Genomic DNA, 17599 nt, shown 5'->3' on the forward strand with positions numbered 1-17599 from the left:
TCCGGAGTTCGCCGATCGGACCTCGCGTCCGCGACGTCGCCCCGTGTGGCCGCAGTCACAGGTTTAACACAGCCGCCGCGTCGACCGCAAGCATTTTTGTACCGATTGATCCAACCTCAAGGCATTCGCGTTAGTCGATCATTAAGTGCGTTTACATCAAATTTCTCGACGGCTCTGGACTATTTTTGGATCGGTCAGTACATTTCTGGCATGAACGAGAACGACAACGAAGATCTCCGCGTCGCACTGGTGTCCGGCGGCTCCCGCGGCATCGGGGCCGCCGTCACCATCGGCCTGACCCAGCGCGGCTGCCGGGTGGGTTGCACGTACCGAACCGGCCGTGACGAAGCCGAGAAGCTCACCGCGAACGCCCCTGAACAGGTACTACCGATCCACTTCGACCTGCACGACGACACCACGGCGACCTCCGCGGTGGAGCACGTCGTCTCCCATTGGGGACGCCTCGATTCGCTGATCCTGAATGCGGGTCAGTGGTCGGGCGGACGGCTCAACGCGACGAAACCGGACGCCTGGTGGAGCGTGATCGAGACGAACCTCCGCGGCACCGTCGCCCTCGCCCGGGCCGCGCTACCCCACCTCGTGAACGGCACGTCACCGAGCATCGTTCTGGTGTCGTCGGTCGTCGGCGTGATCGGTCACCCCGGCGACACCGCCTACGCGAGCGCGAAATCGGCGATGGTCGGCTTCGGGCGATCGCTCGCGAAGGAGGTCGCCCGTGACGGCATCCGGGTCAACATCCTGGCCCCCGGCTTCGTCGCCACCGACATGACCGACGCGGTGCCCGCATCCGCGCGCAGGCGCATCGAACAGGACACCGTCCTGGGCCGATTCGGCACCGTCGACGAAATCGCCAAGGCCGCAGTCTTCCTCAGCGAAGACGCCACGTTCTGCACCGGCTCCGTTCTCACCGTCGACGGAGGCTGGGCGCTGTGACACACCACGACTGTGACGACCCACAACGAAGGGAAGAAACACCATGACCGCGACACTCACGCATTCGGCCGGAATTCCGGAGTCGGAGTACCTGACCCTCCGGGACCGCATCTTCGAAGCGATCTGGTCCGAACTCGATCCGCTGGAACAGCTGATCGAGGACGACGAGCAGGTTCCGCACGACATCGTCATGCCGATCCTCACCCGGATCGGCGCGCTCGGCCTGCTGGTCCCCCGCGAGTACGGCGGCAGCGGACTCTCGATCGCCCAGTACCTGCCGATCATCGCCGAGTTCGCCAAGGTGCAGGGCGGCCTGCGGGTCATCGTGCACGTGCACAACTCGTTCGCCCACGCGCTCTCCGAAATCGGGAACGAGCAGCAGAAGGCGGCGGTGCTTCCGGGCGCGGCGACGGGCCGGAATTCGGTCGCGTTCGCGCTCACGGAGCCGGGATTCGGGACCGGAGGTGACCTCGGCTCGACCGCGGTACGAGACGGCGACGACTACGTCATCACCGGCGAGAAATGGTTGATCACCAACTCGGACATCGCGTCTCACTTCATCGTGTTCGCGAAGACGACCGACCGCGAAGTCTCCGCGTTCCTCGTTCCCCGCGACACCGAAGGCCTTTCGATCGCGGCACTGCCCGAGACGATGGGATGCAAGGGCACCGAGCACGGACGCGTCACCCTCGACTCCGTCCGGGTTCCCGCCACCGCACTCGTCGGCGCCGAGGGGCAGGGCAACGAGCATCTCGAACGCGCCCTGGAGATCAGCCGGGTCTTCATCGCGGCAAGTTCGCTCGGCACTTCCGAGCGCGCCCTCGAACTGTCGATCGCCCACGCCAAGAGCCGCGTCACGTTCGGCAAGCCGATCGGCACGCGGCAGGCGGTCCAGCGCTACCTGGCGGAGATGGCCACCGACGTCTACGCCCTGCGCGGCATCCTGGCGGACGCGGCGAGGAAGTGGGATGCGGGCGAACGGATTCCGGCCGAGGCCAGTATGTGCAAGCTGTTCGGCCTCGAGGCAGTCGGGCGGGTGACCGACCGGGCGCTGCTCGTCCATGGCGGCATCGGTTACACGCGTGCGCATCCGATCGAGCGCCTGTACCGGGACGCCCGCCTCAACTGGCTCGAGGAGGGCACGCCGACGATCCAGTACCTGGTGGCGGCGGGACGACTGCTCGACGGGTACGCGTTCTCCGACGCATTCGAGACCTCGCGTCGACCCTGACCCGGCCATCCGCCGACCTGCAGCCGGGGCTCGGCTGCGGGTCGGCGCCGCCCTCGAAGGAGATGACAATGACGAACTCAGACCCCACCGTCCTCGTGGCGGGGGCACGAACCCCGTTCGGACGCTTCATGGGATCGCTGTCGGTTTTCACCGCCCAGGAACTGGGCGGCGACACGATCGGCGGTGCGCTGCAGTCCGGATGTGCCTGTCGGGAATCGACGCGATCACGCCGGCGCACCGAATGATCGCGTGCGGCGACGCGGTCCTGATCGATCACCTCGCGTTCGACGGCCTCCGCGATGCCTTCACCGGGTTGTCGATGGGGGCGCTGACCGAGGCCGGAAATCCCGGGTACGGCATCACGCGGGAGGCTCAGGACGGCTGGGCCGACGGTGCCCGCGCCGTCGTGGTCACGCGGAAGTCGACGGTCGTCCACCTCGGCGTCCACTCGGATCGGGTGAGGGCGGCATCGGCGCGGCGGCGCTGTGCGGGGCGGCGGCCAGGGGCAGGCCCTGATCGTGCACGTCGCACGCACTCGGATCACAGACCCGGCCGCGCCGAACCCGTGATCCGGGCCGTCTAGACTCACACCTTCGACCGCCGGGAGACAAAGGGGCCCTTCGATGAGCGACAAGTACGACGCCAACCGGGACCGGGTCCTGCAGGTGGCCGCCGAATTGTTCGCGAAATCGGGGTACCACGGCACCGGCATCGCCGACCTGGGCACGGCGGTCGGGCTCGGCCGCGGGGCGCTGTACCACTACATCGGCAGCAAGGAGGCCGTCCTCTACGAGATCAGCAGCAGGCAACTCGCCCAGATGAACACGGTCGCCGACGAACTCGCGCTGTCGGAGGCCGATCCGGAGAAGCGACTGCGCGGCCTCGCCCGGGCGCTGATGCGCAACATCGCCGAACACCGCGCGGAGTGGACGGTCTTCTTCCGCGAGTACCACGCGCTGACGGACGAGCGTCGTGATCGCATCATCGTCGAACGTGAACGCTACGAATCGCATTGGCGGAACGCGTTGGAACAGGGCATTCGCGACGGGCATTTCCGCGTGCTCCCGCGGCTGATGGTGAAGGGCCTGCTGGGCATGTTCAACTACAGCTACCTGTGGATCACCCCCGCGGGCGCGGAGACGCCCGAGGAGATCGCGGACGAGTTCCTCGACGCCGTCATCATCGGGATGCGGGCGTGAGGCGCTCCGCGCCCGTGCGTGGTTAGCGAGTCCCTGCACTCGTTCGCCGCGCACGGGCGGCGCAGCTGCTGACTTGGACCCGCCAAGCCTGGCGCGACTATTCTCGTCGTATGAGCCCGTCCCCGGCCACGCCTGCCCGCTGTTCCATCGCGCGTGCGCTCGAGGTCCTGGGCGACCGGTGGACGCTGCTCATCGTCCGTGACGCGTTCTGGGGTCACAGCCGATTCTCGGAGTTCACGCGCAGTCTCGGTGTGGCGTCCGATGTGCTCACCGCCCGGCTGGCGTTGCTCGTCGACGAGGGAATTCTCGAGCGCCGCGCGTATCGCCAGGCGGGGTCGCGGGAACGTCAGGAGTATGTGCTGACCGAGAAGGGCAGGCAGTTGCATGTCGTGATCGGGGCGCTGGGCCAGTTCGGTCGCGACCACCTGCCGCGTCCGGGGAGCACCTCCCCCGAATACTCGGACGAGACCACCGGCGAGGCCGTGTCCCTGGCCTTTGTCACCGACGACGGCCGACGCGTGTCCGCATCGACTCTGCACGTGCAGCGAGGAGAACCGGCGCCCACGGGCGACTGACGAAGCCGGCCACATCGTGAGAAAACGACGGCTCGACCTCGTCATACCCATGCTAACTTGGAAAATCCAAGCCAGAGAGAGGCAAGAACGCATGTCCCATCAACACGGAGTTCACGCAGTCGAGAATTTCTGGGCCCGGGTGTGGCAGTCACCCCAGGACCCCCACGCGATCGACGAACTCGTGGTCGAAAACTTCGTCATCGTCAGCGGCGGCGAGACGATCCGCGGCCGGGCCGACTTCAAGGAATGGGTGCTGAAGTTCCAGTCCACCGTCGAGGATCTGGAGTTCATCCCCGTCGAAACGTTCCAGAACGCGGACGGCTCCCGCGTCGCGTCGCTGTGGGAGATGACCGGCCGCAACCGCGGATTCATGGGCACCGAACCCGACGGGCAACCCATCCACCTGATCGGCACCGCCGTGTGGAACGTGCGCGCCGACGGGATGCTCGAATCCAACCGCGTCGAGCGCAATGCCTGGGAGCTGCACCGGCGGCTGACGGCCTAGGCGCTTCGCGCCCGTGCGCCTTTCTGGTTGTGGGAGCAACCAAAAAGGCGCACGGGCGGCGGAGCCGCCTACTTCGCTGCCGCGATCCGGGCCTCGGCGACGGCGTCGGCTGCGGCGCCGGCGAGGATGCCGTCCCGCTTCGCGACGTCGAGGATCTGCACGACGGTGGCGAAGATCTTCTCGACCTGCGCGCGGACGTCGTCGGCGGACGTGCCGAGCCGCTCACCGGCGACCTGGATGAGTCCGCCGCCGTTGGCGACGTAGTCGGGGACCCACGTGATGCCGCGGTCACCGAGATCGTGCTCGACGATCGGGTGGGCGAGCTGGTTGTTCGCGGCCCCGCAGATCACCTGGGCGGTGATCGCGGCGACGGATTCGTCGGTGAGGGTGGCGCCCATCGCGCAGGGTGCGTAGACGTCGAGTTCCAGGTCGATGACGCTGGAGGCGATCTTCACCTCGGGGAAGTCGCGGGCCACCCGATCGAGTGCGGCGGCGTTGACGTCGGTGGCGACCACCGATGCACCGTCGGCGAGCAGCAGCTTGATCAGCTGGTAGCCGACCTTGCCGGTGCCCTCGACCCCGACGACGCGTCCGGCGAGGCTCGGGGTGCCCCACTTCTCCTGCGCGCCGGCGCGCATGCCCTGGAAGACGCCGAGGGCGGTCATCGGGGCGCTGTCACCGGATCCGCCGGCGGACGTGTTGCGTCCGACGACGTACTCGGTGGCGCGGCCCATCACGTCGAGGTCGTCGGAGTTGGTGCCCACGTCACCGGCGGTGATGTAGCGCCCGCCGAGCGTCTGGACGAAGCGGGCGTACGCCTCGAGCAGCGCCTCCGACTTTCCGGTGGCCGGGTCGCCGATGATGACGGCCTTGCCGCCGCCGAGGTCGACTCCGGCGATCGCCGACTTGTAGGTCATGCCCCGCGACAGCCGCAGGACGTCCTTGAGGGCGGCGGCCTCGTCGGCGTAGGGGTAGAAGCGGGTGCCGCCGAGCGCCGGTCCGAGGGTGGTGTCGTGGATCGCGACGATCGCCTTGAGTCCGGTGGCAGGGTCCTGGAAGAACGTCACCTGCTCGTGCGCGGTGTCGGTGGGGAAATCGGTCCGTTCGAACACTCCGGCGTTCTGGAGCGGTGCGGTGGCGTGACGTTCCGCGGTGAGAGTCATGTCTTCTCAGGACCTTTCCGAAGGGGTGGCGATGGTGATGGTGGAGGTGTCGACGCCGAGTTCGGCGAGACGCTGGAGGTAGACGGTGACGTTGCGCAGCTTGACGTCCTCGTAGCCCCGGACGAGGTCGGGAGTCGCGGCGATCAGCGTGGCGGTGTCGTAGGTGTCGGCGGTGAGGTCGGCGATCAGGCCGGCGACCGTGGCCTCGTAGTGCGCGAGCAGTTGACGCTCGAGACGACGGACCTTGGCGTAGCCGAACGGGTCGAACGCGGTGCCGCGCAGGAACTTCGCCTTGGCGAGGGTCTTGAGCGCGACGTGGGAGCGGGGGCCGAATCCGATCTTGGTCTTGCGGCCCATGGCCTTGAGGACCGGCGGGTGCAGCTTGTAGGTGAGCTTTCCGGCGCCGGGGACCTCGCCGGCGGCCGCGTCGAGGAAGGCCTGGTCGGTGAGCATCCGGGCCACTTCGTACTCGTCCTTGTAGGCGGTGAGCTTGTGCAGCCCGGCGGCGACGGCCTCGCTGAATTCGGTCCGGCTGCCCAGTGCGCGCTCGGCGTTCCACGCCTGCTGCACCAGGGCGATGTAGCGGGCGGCGACGCGGTCACCCTGGAAGGCGACCAGGTTCGCGGCCCGGCGTTCGGTGAGCTCGCGGGTCGCGCCGTCGAGGGTGGACCCGGCGAACAGGTGGGCCGGGACGACGGTGTCGCTGCGCTGCGGCACGGCGGCCGAACTGGTGGCGGCGAGGAACGCGGCCCGGTCGGCGACGGCGACGCGTCCCCAGTGGAACGCGGCCTTGTTGGACTCGACGGCCACCCCGTTGATCTCGAGGGCTTCCTCGATGAACCGGGCGGGGACGGGCAGCCCGCCGGCCTGGTAGGCGGCGCCGACCAGCAGGAAGTTGGCGGCGGCGGTGCTGCCGAACAGCGCGGTGGCGGCGGCGAGGCCGTCGATCGCGGTCAGTTCGCGGGCCGAGACGTCGAGACGCTCGAGCAGCTTGTCCTCGTCCGGGTAGCGGACGGCGGGGTCGTAGACCATGTCGCCGGTCGGGGTCTGGCTCGTCGACGCGACCGTGATGGTGCGGTCGGAGCTGCCGAAGCCGGCGTACTTGGCGTCGGCGGCGGTCAGCAGGTCGAACGCGAGGACGCAGTCGGCGGTCGCGGGGCTGATCCGGTTGGACGGCGCCGAGCTCCCCGCACGCGTCTTCTGGTCGCTGAGCCGCAGGTGCGACGTGACGGGTCCGGCCTTCTGGCTGAGACCGGTCTGGTCGAGTCCCTCGACGTGCAGCCCGGCGCGCAGCGCGGCCATGCCCAGCACCTGGTTGACGGTGACGATGCCGGTACCACCGACACCGGCCATGAACAGGTTGTGGGTTCCGGTCCACACGGCGGGATCGGGGTCGCCGACCTCCGGCGGAACCGGGATCTCGCGCAACGTCTTCGGCGCGCCCTCCTCGGGCAGTTCGACCGTCACGAACGACGGGCAGTCGCCCTCGAGGCAGGAGTAGTCGGTGTTGCAGCTGGTCTGGTCGATCTTGGTCTTGCGGCCGAACTCGGTGTCGACGGGCTGCACGGACAGGCAGTTCGACTTGACGCCGCAGTCGCCGCAGCCCTCGCAGACGGCCTCGTTGATGACGACGCGGGTGCGGCGGGCGGGCAGCTTGCCGCGCTTGCGCTTGCGGCGGGCCTCGGCGGCGCACTGCTGATCGAAGATGAGGACGGTGACGCCCTCGATGTCGCGCAGGACGCGCTGCGCCTCGTCGAGCCGGGTGCGGTCCCACAGCAGCGTGTTGGCGGCGAAGTGGGCGCCCTTGTGCCGCTTCGGGTCCTCGGCGCAGACGATGATCTGCTTGACGCCCTCGGACGCCAGCTTGTGGGTCAGCTGCGGCACGGTCAGCCCGGCCTCGGCGTCCTGGGCGCCGGTCATCGCGACGGCGGAGTTGTAGAGCACCTTGTACGTGATGTTGACGCCGGCCGCGACGCACGCCTGCACGGCGAGCTGGCCGGAGTGGAAGTAGGTGCCGTCGCCGACGTTCTGGAACATGTGCTTGACGTCGCTGAACGGGGCCTGCCCGATCCACTGCGCGCCCTCGCCGCCCATCTGGGTGAGCATGGTGACGGCACTGTCGGTGCGGCCGGACATCGTGACCAGGGTGTGGCAGCCGATGCCGCCGCCCGCGATCGATCCCTCGGGCACCGCGGTGGAGCGGTTGTGCGGGCAGCCGGAGCAGAAGTACGGGGTGCGCGACGTCGGGAGGACGGTCAGTTCGAGGCGCGGCGGCGGGGCCGGGGTCAGCGCGACCCGGTCCTTCAGGACGCGGCGCAGCGGTCCGGTGAGCCGGGCGGCGGTCAGTTCGCCGTCGACGGGGATCAGGTTCTTGCCCTGCGCGTTCTTCTTGCCCAGCACGGCGGGTGCACTGGCGCCGCCGTACAGGATGTCCTTGAGCTGGGACTCGACGAACGGCATCTTCTCCTCGACGACGAGGACCTGCTCGACGCCGTCGGCGAGTTCGCGCACCTTGTCGGCACCCAGCGGGTAGGGCATGCCGACCCTGAGGATGCGGATGCCGGCGTCCTCGAGCTGGGAGTCGCCAAGCCCGAGGTCGAGCAGGGCCTGGCGCAGCGAGTCGTAGGCGGTGCCGACAGCGGCGATACCCAGCCACGCGGTGCGCGGGTTGACCTCGATCGCGTCGATGTCGTTGGCGGCGTTGAACGCCTCGACCATCGCCCAGCGCGGGCCGTAGAGGTCGGCCTCGGCGTAGACGCTGTCGGGCGGGGACGCGAGCACGCGCTGCCGGTACGACCACGGCTTGCCGTTCCACTCGATCTCGGGGAGCACGATGTCGAGGCCGGCGAAGTCGCGGTCGAGGGTCCAGAGTCCGTCGGCGACGTCGGCGACGATCTTCATGCCCGACCAGCAGCCGGAGATCCGCGACAGCGCCACCCCGTAGAGGCCGAACGTGATGACCTCCTCGGCGTTGCGCGGGAAGAAGACGGGCATGCCCATCGCGGCCATGGACCGTTCGCTGGCGCAGGGGATGGTGGAGGACTTGGCGTTGGGGTCGTCGCCCACGAGGACGAGGACGCCGCCGCGCGCGTTGGCGCCGTACATTGCGGCGTGCCGGATGGAGTCGCTGGCGCGGTCGAGGCCGGGACCCTTGCCGTACCAGACGCCGACGACGCCGTCGTGGGTGCGCTCACCCTGCGGGAGGTCCACCTGGCTGCCCCAGACGGACGTCGCGGCGAGTTCCTCGTTCATGCCGGGCACGAATTTCACGTCGTGGTCGGTGCTCAGCGTGGGGATGGCGGCGATGGTGCGGTCGAGGCCGGCGAGGGGGCTGCCCTGGTAGCCGGAGACGAACGTCGCGACGTTCAGGCCCGCGCGGCGGTCGCGTTCGTGCTGCTCCACCAGCTGGCGGGCGATGGCCTGGACACCGGTCATCAACACCGGACCCGAATCGGCCCGGTATCGGTCGGCGAGATCAAAGGATGCTGCACTGGTGCGAGCGTCGTCTAGCTGAGTCATTGCGATTCCCGATCCGTCGCGTTGAGCATTTCGTGAGCTTGATCCTGTATCTGCTCTATGATTTGGTCAATGCAAATCGGATCAACTGATCAGTTCACGCAACAGGTGACGGTGGTCACTTCCCGGAGGTACCCAAAGTGCTCAGCATCGACAAGCTCGACGTGCAGTTGCTCGGACTGCTCGGCCAGGACTCACGCATGAGCGTGGCCGAACTCGCCAACTCGCTGGGCGTCGCCCGCAACACGGTGCAGTCCCGGATGAAGCGCATGGAGACCAGCGGGCTGCTCACCGGCTTCCGCCCCAACCTCGACCTCGCCGAGGTCGGCATTCCCATCCAGGCGTTCGTCGGGCTGGAACTCGAACAGGGCAAGCTGACCGCCGTCGGCAACCGTCTCGTCGACCTGCCGGAGGTCATCGAGATCCACGCGACCACCGGCCGGGAGGACCTGCTGGTGCGGGTGGCGACGTCCACGCACGCGGAGCTGCAGAAGTTGCTGGAGAAGATCGCGAACCTGCCCGGCATCACGCATTCGACGACCACCATCGCGCTGACGAGCCCGCTGCCGTACCGGATTCAGCCGCTGCTCGAGCACCTCACCGACGACTCCGGGTGGGGCCGGTCGACGGCACTGCCCCGTTCACACCGCTAGGACCGGTGCAGTAGTTTCAGACCATGAGTGAGAGTCAGGGACGAATCGCGTTCATCCAGGCCACGTGGCACCGCAGCATCGTCGACCGCGCACGCGACGGCTTCACCGACGAGGTGACCACGCTGGGCTACTCGAAGGACGATCTGGACTTCTTCGAGGTACCGGGCGCGTTCGAGATCCCGCTGCACGCACGCCGCCTCGCCCTCACGGGGCGTTACGACGCCGTCGTCGCGGCCGCGCTCGTCGTCGACGGCGGCATCTACCGGCACGAGTTCGTCGCGACCGCGGTGATCGACGGCCTCATGCGGGTGCAACTCGACACGGACGTGCCGGTGTTCTCGGTTGTGCTGACCCCGCACCACTTCCACGAGCACGACGAGCACCTCACCTACTTCGGCGAGCACTTCGTCAAGAAGGGCGCCGAGGCCGCGCGGGCCTGCGTCGCCACCGTCACATCGCTGAAGTCGCTGCCGACCGCGAACTGACGCGCCTCCCGAATCCGCAACGAGAACACCATCGCCGGTACGTACCGGCGGTGGTGTTCTCGTATTTCGGGGGTCGGGTGCGCTACCCGGCGACGAAATGCGACAGAATCGCCTGCACCGCAGCCGGGTCGATCTTTCCCGCATTACCCATCAGGCCGTTCATCAAGCCCATATTCATCTCCGCGATTCCACTCGAATGTCGACAGTCACGCTGGCTGTCGTCGGCGCGAGCGAAATCGTTACGGGGTCGAACTATCCGGCCCTCGCGTGCCGGTGCTGGACGAAGAGGAGCCAGAACACCGGCGCGCCGACGACGGCGAGGATCGTCGCGAACACCCGGAGCCCGACGTTCCCCTCACCGAAGGGGGCGATCATGAGGACGATCGTGCAGACGACGGCGCCGAGCAGTTGCCAGTGCGCGCCGAAGAAGCCCGCGATCATCGCCCATGCGTTGCGGGCGACGATGCGCGCCGGCGACTCGGGCTCGGGTGGGGGCGGCGGGGACGGGGTCACCGCAACCGTCGAGTTACGAGCGGCGGCCACCAGTTTCGGGGCGTGGGCGCCGAGCGGCGGGGTTTCGCCGTCGGGTTCGCACCGGAACAGGGCGATGCCGACGGCGTCCGCGTAGTCGACGGCCTCGTCGGTGTATCCGGGGCCGGAGAAGTACAGCAGTTTCCGGGCGTGGCTGGTTCCGCGGGTGCCGTAGAGGTTCGCGAGATCCGATTTGCCTGCGCTGCCGCCGCGCCACTTCACCTGCGCGTACGCGCGTGACGAGTAGACGTCGATGCCGCCGTCCGTGCCGCCGAGTAGCGCTGTCGCGTCGCCGTAACCGAGCTTCTGCATCTGCTCGGCGGCATTGATTTCAGCTTCAGCCGCCGTGCGTATGCGTGCCATGCCTCACTCCCCCAGATCGAACCAGTCTTTCCCTTCGAAGGTACCCGCAGATCCGGCCAAACCAGCTATCCGCCGGTGAACGTCACACAGTCGTCGTCGGATTGCAACGCACTGCAACCCTTCCCGGCCGCGTGCCGGCGTCGTACCGTTCGGCCCATCAGCAGGTTCACAACGAGGTGAGGGCGGATTCATGAGAGCAGCGCGCTTCCACGGACGACGCGACATCCGGATCGACGACATCCCCGAACCGGAACTACGGCCCGGCGCCGTGAAACTCCGGGTCGGGTGGTGCGGCATCTGCGGCACCGACCTGCACGAGTACCTGGAGGGCCCGATCTTCATCTCCCCGCCGGGACATCCGCATCCGCTGTCGCACGAGAACGCGCCGGTGACGATGGGCCACGAGTTCTCCGGGACGGTGGAGGAGGTCGGTGAGGGCGTCACCGATGTCGCGGTGGGCGACAACGTGGTGGTGGAGCCGTACTTCGTGTGCAACGAGTGCGCGTCCTGCACGGCGGGCAATTATCACCTGTGTACGAAGATGGGGTTCATCGGATTGGCCGGTGGCGGAGGCGGACTCAGTGAGAAGGTGGTGGTCGACCGCCGGTGGGTGCACAAGATCGGCGACATCCCGCTCGACGAGGCGGCCCTGATCGAACCGCTCAGCGTCGCGCATCATGCGGTCGTCCGCAGCGGGGCCGAGGCCGGCGACGTCGCGCTGGTCGGCGGTGCCGGGCCGATCGGACTCCTGGTCGCCGCGGTCCTGAGGGGTCTGGGTGTCACCACGATCGTCACCGAACTCAGTGACGCCCGGAAGCAGAAGGCGCTGTCCAGTGGGGTCGCCGATCACGTCGTCGACCCGTCCTCGGAGGACGTGAAGGCCCGGGTGCTCGAGCTGACCGGCGGCGTCGGCGCCGATCTCGGGTTCGAGTGCGCGGGGGTGAACGCCGTCCTCGACACCATCCTCGACGCCGTCCGTCCCGCGGCCGTGGTGGTGAACGTGTCGATCTGGGGCAAGCCCGCGACGGTCGACATGCAGAAACTCGTCCTCAAGGAGATCGACCTGCGCGGCACCATCGCCTACGTCCGCGACCACGAGGCGGTGATCGAGATGGTCCGCAGCGGGGTGATCGACCTGGCCCCGTTCATCACGGGCCGGATCGAACTCGACAACCTGGTCTCCGAGGGACTCACCACGTTGATCGAGCACAACGACACGGCGGTGAAGATCCTGGTCCGGGCGTGAGAGTCAGTCGGGTTCGTCCGTCGACGGCGTCACCGCCCTGGCCTTGAGTGCCAGCCACAACTCCATGCGGTCGTCGGCCTGGTCGAGGTTCCGTCCGGTCAGCGCAGCGATCTTGTCGATCCGGTTCCGGACGGTGTTGCGGTGCACGGAGAGGGCGGCCGCCGCGGGGTCCCATGCCCCGTTGGCGCGCAGCCATTCCTCGAGTGTTCGCTGGAGTTCGACGCGTTCGCGCGGCTCGAGCTGATCGAGGGGTGCGAGGACGGCGGTCGAGAAGCCGCTGAGCACGTCGGCCGAGCCGAGGCGCAGCAGCAACTGGACGGTCTCCCCCTCCTTGGCGTCGACGGCGCGGCCCAGCCGGGCACTGACCGCGACGAGGGACCGCGCCTGCATCGCCGACACGGCCAGCGCGTCCACGGGAACCAGCGCGCCGATCCCGATCGCGCATCCCTCCGCGACCCCGGACAGCAGGTCCGCGAGCCCGGCGGACTCGGGGTGCGCGATCTCGATGTCCCAATTGCGCTGCCGCAGGACGGCATCCGGGAGGGCCGAACCGATCCGGACGGTCAGATCGGCCACCGCGTCGGGAGCGGAGCGCACGACAGCGATCTGCAGGGGGTCGCGGGACAGCCCGATGCCGGCGGCGATCTGATGCGCGCGTTCCCGCCGGAGTCCGGGCCGGAGCAACTGCGCCAGCGCCGCCGCCCGCCGCTGCCGCTCGGGTTCGCCGGCCACGTGACGGCGTTCGAGTTCGAGCGACAGGAGCGAGACGAGAACATTGGACGCGTGCCGCAGCGCGCTGTCCGCCGACCGCTCGAGCACGACGAACGCGAGCGGGTTCTCGATGCGAACGGGGTGCAGTTCGAGTTCCCGCCGTCCGGCGCCGCCGAACGCCGTCCAGCCCCTGGCGCGGGTGGTGTAGCGACCCACCTGATCCTCAGCGTCCTGCAGGAACGCCGCATCGACCCCGTCGGAGAGTTGGACGACCCCGCCCGACGCGTCCAGCACCGCGCAGAGTGAGCCGCTGACGGAACGCCACGTGTCGAGCAGTCCGCTCAGCGGCGACGGTCCGGCCGCGACCGCCGTTAGCTGATAGCTCAATTCGATGGCGTCCTCGAGCGCACGTTTCTCCTCCTCGGCTATCCGGGAGAAGATCCACTTGGTGATGGCGATGAACGGCACCGAATCGGGGGCGATGAGCAGCGGGACGCCGAATTCACGCGCCGCCTCGACGAGCGGCGCCGGTGGTGCCTGATAGGGCAGCCCGTGCCCCAGCCCCAGGCACAGCGCGGCGACCCCGCCCGCGACGCAGTCCCGGACGTAGTCGCGGCACCCGGCCTCGGTCATGGGAAGCATGAGACCGACGGTCATCAGCAACTCCCCGCCCTGCAGCCAATCCCGCGGGCGCGTCAGTTCGGACACGTGCGCTGCGGTGATGGGGTTGTTCACCCCGGCCGTGCCGCTCATCGACGTGAGCCGGAGCGTGGGAGCGGACAGCACGTCCTGGACGGTGATCACCGGCATCCCCTTGTACGAATTGCCCAACCGTAATAGACGAACTGTACATCTCGCCTCTGGTGCCGGAGCGGCGCACTGCGCAGAGTAGTGATCAGAGCCACAGCACCTCCTAGGAGTTTCAGTGACAGATCACTCCGGCGACACCGCCGCGACCCTCGGTGGCACCATCGAGACCCGCTCGATCGACTACGTCCCCGAGGACGAACGTCACGGGAAGGTCCGCGACCAGGGCCCCTTCTGGTTCGTCGGAAACTTCCAGCCCTTCACGGTGGCCATCGGCTTCGTCGGTCCCGCCCTCGGCCTGTCGCTGGGCTGGACGGTCGTCGCGGGCATTCTCGGCATCTTCTTCGGAACGTTGTTCATGGCGTTCCACGCGTCGCAGGGACCGGTCCTCGGACTCCCGCAGATGGTGCAGTCCCGCGCGCAGTTCGGCTACCGCGGTGTCGTCCTCGCGCTGATCGGGACCTTGTTCACGTACGTCGGGTTCAACGTGGTGGACGTCGTCATCATCAAGTCGGGCCTGCACAGCATCTTCGGGTGGAACGCGGCCGTCATCGCCGTCGTCATCACCGCCGTCGCGACGCTCCTCGCCATCTACGGCCACGACCTGCTGCATCTGTCGTTCCGTGTGCTGTTCTGGCTGTCGCTGCCGCTGTGGGCCATCCTCACGTGGGGCGTCGTGTTCGGGCACGCCGGCGGCGGCGCGGGCGCCACGACGGGCGGGTTCACGCTGCTGGCGTTCATCGCCCAGTTCAGTGTCGCGGCCTCCTACAACATCACGTACGCGCCGTACGTGTCGGACTACTCGCGGTACCTGCCGCGCAACACGCGGACGTCGGCGATCGTGTCGGCCGTGTTCCTCGGCGCCTCCGCGTCGCCGGTCTGGCTGATCCCGGTGGGCGCGTGGATGGCCACCCGACTCGGAGCGACGGATGCGCTCGCCGGCATCCACGACGCCGGCAACTCGGTGGTCCCGTTCCTCGGTAGCGTGCTCGCCCTCGTCGCGACGCTCGTACTGGTGGCCACCATGGGCCTGAACGCGTACAGCGGCATGCTCACCGTGATCACCGGCATCGACTCCTTCCGGAAGGTCACCCCCTCCCGCCGGATCCGGGTGGTGACCGTCCTCGCGCTGGCGGCGGTCTGGCTGGTGCTGAGTCTGCTGTTCACCGATTCGACGACCGTCCTGAACACGACGCTGCTGATCATGCTGTACCTCCTCGTGCCGTGGACCGCCGTCAATCTCACCGACTTCTTCTTCGTGCGCCGCGGGCACTACGCCATCACCGACCTGTTCACGCCGGACGGGTTGTACGGAATGTGGTCGTGGCGGGGCATGACCGCCTTCTTCGCCGGCATCGTCGCGTCCGTTCCGTTCATGGTGCTGCCGTTCTACGTCGGACCGATCGCCGCGGCGCTCGGTGACGTCGACGTCGCGTTCGCGGTCGGCCTCGCCGTGTCCGGGATCGTGTACTGGTTCCTGTCCCGGTCGCTCGACCTCGACACCGAGGAACGGTTCATCGAAGACAGCGAAGCCGCACTGGCAGTCGAGGAGACACCCGCTCATGGCTGACACGGCGACGACAGCAGACGTCCAGGACGCGATCGACGCGCTGATCCGGGCATTCGGCGAGCACGACACGACCGCCTACTTCGAGGCGTTCAGCCCGGACGCGACGTTCGTCTTCTACACCCACCCGGTGCCGCTGCCGAGTCGCGAGGCCTACCGAGAACTGTGGACCGAGTGGGAGTCGGACGGTTTCCGCGTCCTGGCGTGCCGCTCCAGCGAGCAGAACGTCACGTTCCCGGCCCCGGATGTCGCGGTGCTGACGCATCGGGTCGGCACCACCGTGCGGGATTCGACGGGAACGGTCGAACTCGACGAGCGGGAGACGATCCTGTTCCGGCGCCGCGAAGGCTCGGACTGGATCGCCGTCCACGAGCACTTGTCGCCCCAGTCGAACACAGTCTGATAGCTGACAGATAACTGGCTCGACGTGCACCACGTCACATCAGGACCCCGCCGGGTTGCGGAGGCAGGCTCCCGACGGTGTACTGGTGAGTAACCCTGCCCGGCTCGGCCTATCGCGAAGGTGCACAGATGACGGACGAACGGCCCGCCAAGAACCAGACCCGACCGGACAAGGCGACGCGATCGACTCCGAAAGAAGAGACCGCGGACGTCTCCAAGACCGATCTCGCGGCCGTCGTCGACGCGCTCACGGCGACGAACGAGAAGAACTTCGACTTCTGAAACCCGAGCGTCAGTCCCGTTCCCGGTGCGGCACGAATTCGAACGTCAGGCACGCGAACGCCACGGGCAGCAGGTAGCGGAAGCGCAGGAGCACGTAGCGCCGGTTCCCCGTCGCATGGAACTTGCCGAGGTAGCGGTACAGCGACTCCAGCGCGATCAGCGCGTCGCCCAGGTGCAGGACGCGGCGGAAGAGCCGGGCGCCGGCACCGGGTGCGTCGGGGTCGAGGAGTTCGGGAAACGCCGCGAACGACAGCGAGACGTAGCGCGCACCGGTCCGCTCGGCGTACCGGATGACGTCGACGGTCATGCGTTCGTCGGTGCCGTTCGGTGCGCCGTCACCGCGCCACGGCACGTCGAGGCTCAGCTCGCGGGCGGAATCGGCGGTGCCGTACCGCTGGAAGGCGACGGCGCGACCGGTGCAGTCGCGGGCGACCACGAGAAGAACACCGGGAAGCGTGCCGTCGAGCAGGTGGTCGAGGATCATCGAGAATCCGCGGCGCTGGTGTCCGGCGCGGGCGTCGTCGACGATGTCGGTGAGTTCCCGGCGTGTCGGTTCGTCGAGCGCGGCTTCGGGGACGATCTCGGTGGTGAGCCCGGCGTTGCGGGTGCGCTGCACCGCCTGCCGGAGGTTCCGGAACTTCCGGCCGTGCAGGGTGAAGGATCCGACGTCGATCACCACGTCGCGGCCGATCGGGACCGCCGTCAACGGCTTTCGGGTGTCGCCGCCGATCTCCCACAGCCGGGTGACCCGCTCCCCCGCGCCGAGCACCGCGACGCGCCACCCGCGTTCGGCCGCGAACTCGTCGAACGCGTCGAGGAGCGCGCCGAACTCGAGCGGGTCTCCGATGGGATCGCCGGAGACGACGGCGATCCCGGACCGGGCCCGGTAGGCGATCGCCGCGGTGCCGGACGCGTTGAAGTAGTACGACTTCGCCGAATTGAGGGCGAACGGCGACAGTGGATCGTCCGTGGTCCGCTGGATCAGCGAGAAGACGCGGGCACGGTCCTCGGGCTGCGGCACGCTGCGCACCGGAAGCATCAGGACGGGTCCGGTGGCCACGAGGAGCAGGAACCCCGGGGTCGAATGTGCGCTCGAATACGCCACATCCGCGACCGCCACCATCAGCACCGCCGCGGCCGCATGCGTGACGGTGACGGGCCGTCGCAGGTGCAGTCCCCGGGCCACGAGCAGGACGGCGATTCCGGACGCCACCATCCACGTGCGGACGGGACCCGACCGTCCGGCCATCCACATGAGCACGAGGCCGACCACGACAGTGGCGCCGACGAGCGCCATCCGCGCCGCGGGCGATTCGGGCCGGTAGACCCGCAGCCCGGGCACGGTCGTCGGTGTCGATTTCGAATTCTGCACGCGCACCCCTGCACCCGGAAACGACTGTTCCGTACCT

18 protein-coding genes are annotated in these 17599 nt (G+C 68.4%); 13 read left to right on the plus strand and 5 right to left on the minus strand.

Annotated elements, in window-relative coordinates; translation table 11 throughout:
* Positions 1–210: 210 nt before the first annotated feature.
* The 7 genes from CJ179_RS45225 (at position 211) to CJ179_RS45250 (ending at position 4464) form a co-directional block, all read left to right on the plus strand.
* Positions 211–954, plus strand: a complete 744-nt coding sequence (locus tag CJ179_RS45225; protein ID WP_095865775.1) for an SDR family NAD(P)-dependent oxidoreductase — start codon at positions 211–213, stop codon at positions 952–954.
* A gap of 43 nt (positions 955–997) precedes the next feature.
* Positions 998–2185 (plus strand): acyl-CoA dehydrogenase family protein, encoded by a 1188-nt coding sequence (locus CJ179_RS45230; protein WP_095865776.1) that lies wholly within the window; start codon positions 998–1000, stop codon positions 2183–2185.
* Between the two features lie 68 nt (positions 2186–2253).
* Complete coding sequence (locus CJ179_RS45235) at positions 2254–2430, plus strand: hypothetical protein (RefSeq protein ID WP_373560191.1); 177 nt, start codon at positions 2254–2256, stop codon at positions 2428–2430.
* A complete protein-coding gene (locus CJ179_RS54290; protein ID WP_373560192.1) occupies positions 2427–2768 on the plus strand; it encodes a hypothetical protein in 342 nt (113 codons plus the stop codon). The genes CJ179_RS45235 and CJ179_RS54290 overlap by 4 nt, the downstream gene beginning before the upstream one ends.
* Before the next feature lie 40 nt (positions 2769–2808).
* Positions 2809–3384, plus strand: a complete 576-nt coding sequence (locus CJ179_RS45240) for a TetR/AcrR family transcriptional regulator (RefSeq protein WP_072945888.1) — start codon at positions 2809–2811, stop codon at positions 3382–3384.
* A 110-nt stretch (positions 3385–3494) separates the two neighbouring features.
* Positions 3495–3959 carry a helix-turn-helix domain-containing protein gene (locus CJ179_RS45245; RefSeq protein ID WP_072945886.1) on the plus strand — a complete coding sequence of 155 codons (465 nt, stop codon included), beginning with the start codon at positions 3495–3497 and terminating at the stop codon, positions 3957–3959.
* Positions 3960–4050: 91 nt separating this feature from the next.
* On the plus strand, positions 4051–4464 hold the full coding sequence (locus CJ179_RS45250; protein ID WP_095865777.1) for an ester cyclase: 414 nt from the start codon (positions 4051–4053) through the stop codon (positions 4462–4464).
* A 68-nt stretch (positions 4465–4532) separates the two neighbouring features.
* On the opposite strand, the gene CJ179_RS45255 is transcribed toward CJ179_RS45250, so the two are convergent.
* A complete protein-coding gene (locus CJ179_RS45255; RefSeq protein WP_072945879.1) occupies positions 4533–5627 on the minus strand; it encodes a Glu/Leu/Phe/Val dehydrogenase in 1095 nt (364 codons plus the stop codon).
* A 6-nt stretch (positions 5628–5633) separates the two neighbouring features.
* On the minus strand, positions 5634–9146 hold the full coding sequence (locus CJ179_RS45260; RefSeq protein WP_095865778.1) for an indolepyruvate ferredoxin oxidoreductase family protein: 3513 nt from the start codon (positions 9144–9146) through the stop codon (positions 5634–5636).
* Positions 9147–9283: 137 nt separating this feature from the next.
* Here CJ179_RS45260 and CJ179_RS45265 point away from each other — a divergent pair, with 137 nt between their 5' ends.
* Complete coding sequence (locus CJ179_RS45265) at positions 9284–9796, plus strand: Lrp/AsnC family transcriptional regulator (protein ID WP_072945874.1); 513 nt, start codon at positions 9284–9286, stop codon at positions 9794–9796.
* Between the two features lie 23 nt (positions 9797–9819).
* Entirely contained in the window at positions 9820–10281 is a 462-nt protein-coding gene (locus tag CJ179_RS45270; protein ID WP_072945872.1) for a 6,7-dimethyl-8-ribityllumazine synthase, read from the plus strand.
* Positions 10282–10533: 252 nt separating this feature from the next.
* Here CJ179_RS45270 and CJ179_RS45275 read toward each other — a convergent pair whose 3' ends face one another.
* Positions 10534–11175 (minus strand): restriction endonuclease, encoded by a 642-nt coding sequence (locus tag CJ179_RS45275; protein ID WP_072945870.1) that lies wholly within the window; start codon positions 11173–11175, stop codon positions 10534–10536.
* A gap of 190 nt (positions 11176–11365) precedes the next feature.
* On the opposite strand from CJ179_RS45275, the gene CJ179_RS45280 reads away from it, so the two are divergent.
* Positions 11366–12421 carry a 2,3-butanediol dehydrogenase gene (locus CJ179_RS45280; protein ID WP_095865779.1) on the plus strand — a complete coding sequence of 352 codons (1056 nt, stop codon included), beginning with the start codon at positions 11366–11368 and terminating at the stop codon, positions 12419–12421.
* 3 nt (positions 12422–12424) lie between these two features.
* Here the strand turns inward: CJ179_RS45280 and CJ179_RS45285 are convergent, their stop codons facing one another.
* On the minus strand, positions 12425–13936 hold the full coding sequence (locus CJ179_RS45285) for a PucR family transcriptional regulator (protein ID WP_095865917.1): 1512 nt from the start codon (positions 13934–13936) through the stop codon (positions 12425–12427).
* Between the two features lie 121 nt (positions 13937–14057).
* Between CJ179_RS45285 and CJ179_RS45290 the strand changes: the two genes are divergently transcribed.
* The 3 genes from CJ179_RS45290 to CJ179_RS51880 all read left to right on the plus strand — a co-directional run bounded on the left by CJ179_RS45290 (position 14058) and on the right by CJ179_RS51880 (position 16190).
* Positions 14058–15509 (plus strand): cytosine permease, encoded by a 1452-nt coding sequence (locus tag CJ179_RS45290; protein ID WP_095865780.1) that lies wholly within the window; start codon positions 14058–14060, stop codon positions 15507–15509.
* Positions 15502–15909 (plus strand): nuclear transport factor 2 family protein, encoded by a 408-nt coding sequence (locus tag CJ179_RS45295; protein WP_095865781.1) that lies wholly within the window; start codon positions 15502–15504, stop codon positions 15907–15909. Before CJ179_RS45290 ends, CJ179_RS45295 begins: the two co-directional genes overlap by 8 nt.
* A 128-nt stretch (positions 15910–16037) precedes the next feature.
* Positions 16038–16190, plus strand: coding sequence for a hypothetical protein (locus CJ179_RS51880; RefSeq protein WP_167372209.1), 153 nt, complete (start codon positions 16038–16040; stop codon positions 16188–16190).
* A 10-nt stretch (positions 16191–16200) separates the two neighbouring features.
* On the opposite strand, the gene CJ179_RS45300 is transcribed toward CJ179_RS51880, so the two are convergent.
* Positions 16201–17568 (minus strand): bifunctional lysylphosphatidylglycerol flippase/synthetase MprF, encoded by a 1368-nt coding sequence (locus tag CJ179_RS45300; protein WP_095865782.1) that lies wholly within the window; start codon positions 17566–17568, stop codon positions 16201–16203.
* Positions 17569–17599: the final 31 nt, after the last annotated feature.

Origin of the sequence: Rhodococcus sp. ACS1, from assembly GCF_002300155.1 — a bacterium.
In the GTDB taxonomy this organism is placed as follows: Bacteria; Actinomycetota; Actinomycetes; order Mycobacteriales; family Mycobacteriaceae; genus Rhodococcus_F; species Rhodococcus_F koreensis.

What these genes read in the sequence shown, in the direction of transcription:
- CJ179_RS45230 (WP_095865776.1), top strand. Translation starts at nt 998, where the DNA reads ATGACCGCGACACTCACGCATTCGGCCGGAATTCCGGAGTCGGAGTAC.
- CJ179_RS45280 (WP_095865779.1), top strand. Translation starts at nt 11,366, where the DNA reads ATGAGAGCAGCGCGCTTCCACGGACGACGCGACATCCGGATCGACGAC.
- CJ179_RS45255 (WP_072945879.1), bottom strand. Translation starts at nt 5,627, where the DNA reads ATGACTCTCACCGCGGAACGTCACGCCACCGCACCGCTCCAGAACGCC.
- CJ179_RS45250 (WP_095865777.1), top strand. Translation starts at nt 4,051, where the DNA reads ATGTCCCATCAACACGGAGTTCACGCAGTCGAGAATTTCTGGGCCCGG.
- CJ179_RS54290 (WP_373560192.1), top strand. Translation starts at nt 2,427, where the DNA reads ATGATCGCGTGCGGCGACGCGGTCCTGATCGATCACCTCGCGTTCGAC.
- CJ179_RS45235 (WP_373560191.1), top strand. Translation starts at nt 2,254, where the DNA reads ATGACGAACTCAGACCCCACCGTCCTCGTGGCGGGGGCACGAACCCCG.
- CJ179_RS45270 (WP_072945872.1), top strand. Translation starts at nt 9,820, where the DNA reads ATGAGTGAGAGTCAGGGACGAATCGCGTTCATCCAGGCCACGTGGCAC.
- CJ179_RS45260 (WP_095865778.1), bottom strand. Translation starts at nt 9,146, where the DNA reads ATGACTCAGCTAGACGACGCTCGCACCAGTGCAGCATCCTTTGATCTC.
- CJ179_RS45295 (WP_095865781.1), top strand. Translation starts at nt 15,502, where the DNA reads ATGGCTGACACGGCGACGACAGCAGACGTCCAGGACGCGATCGACGCG.
- CJ179_RS45240 (WP_072945888.1), top strand. Translation starts at nt 2,809, where the DNA reads ATGAGCGACAAGTACGACGCCAACCGGGACCGGGTCCTGCAGGTGGCC.
- CJ179_RS51880 (WP_167372209.1), top strand. Translation starts at nt 16,038, where the DNA reads ATGACGGACGAACGGCCCGCCAAGAACCAGACCCGACCGGACAAGGCG.
- CJ179_RS45245 (WP_072945886.1), top strand. Translation starts at nt 3,495, where the DNA reads ATGAGCCCGTCCCCGGCCACGCCTGCCCGCTGTTCCATCGCGCGTGCG.
- CJ179_RS45225 (WP_095865775.1), top strand. Translation starts at nt 211, where the DNA reads ATGAACGAGAACGACAACGAAGATCTCCGCGTCGCACTGGTGTCCGGC.
- CJ179_RS45275 (WP_072945870.1), bottom strand. Translation starts at nt 11,175, where the DNA reads ATGGCACGCATACGCACGGCGGCTGAAGCTGAAATCAATGCCGCCGAG.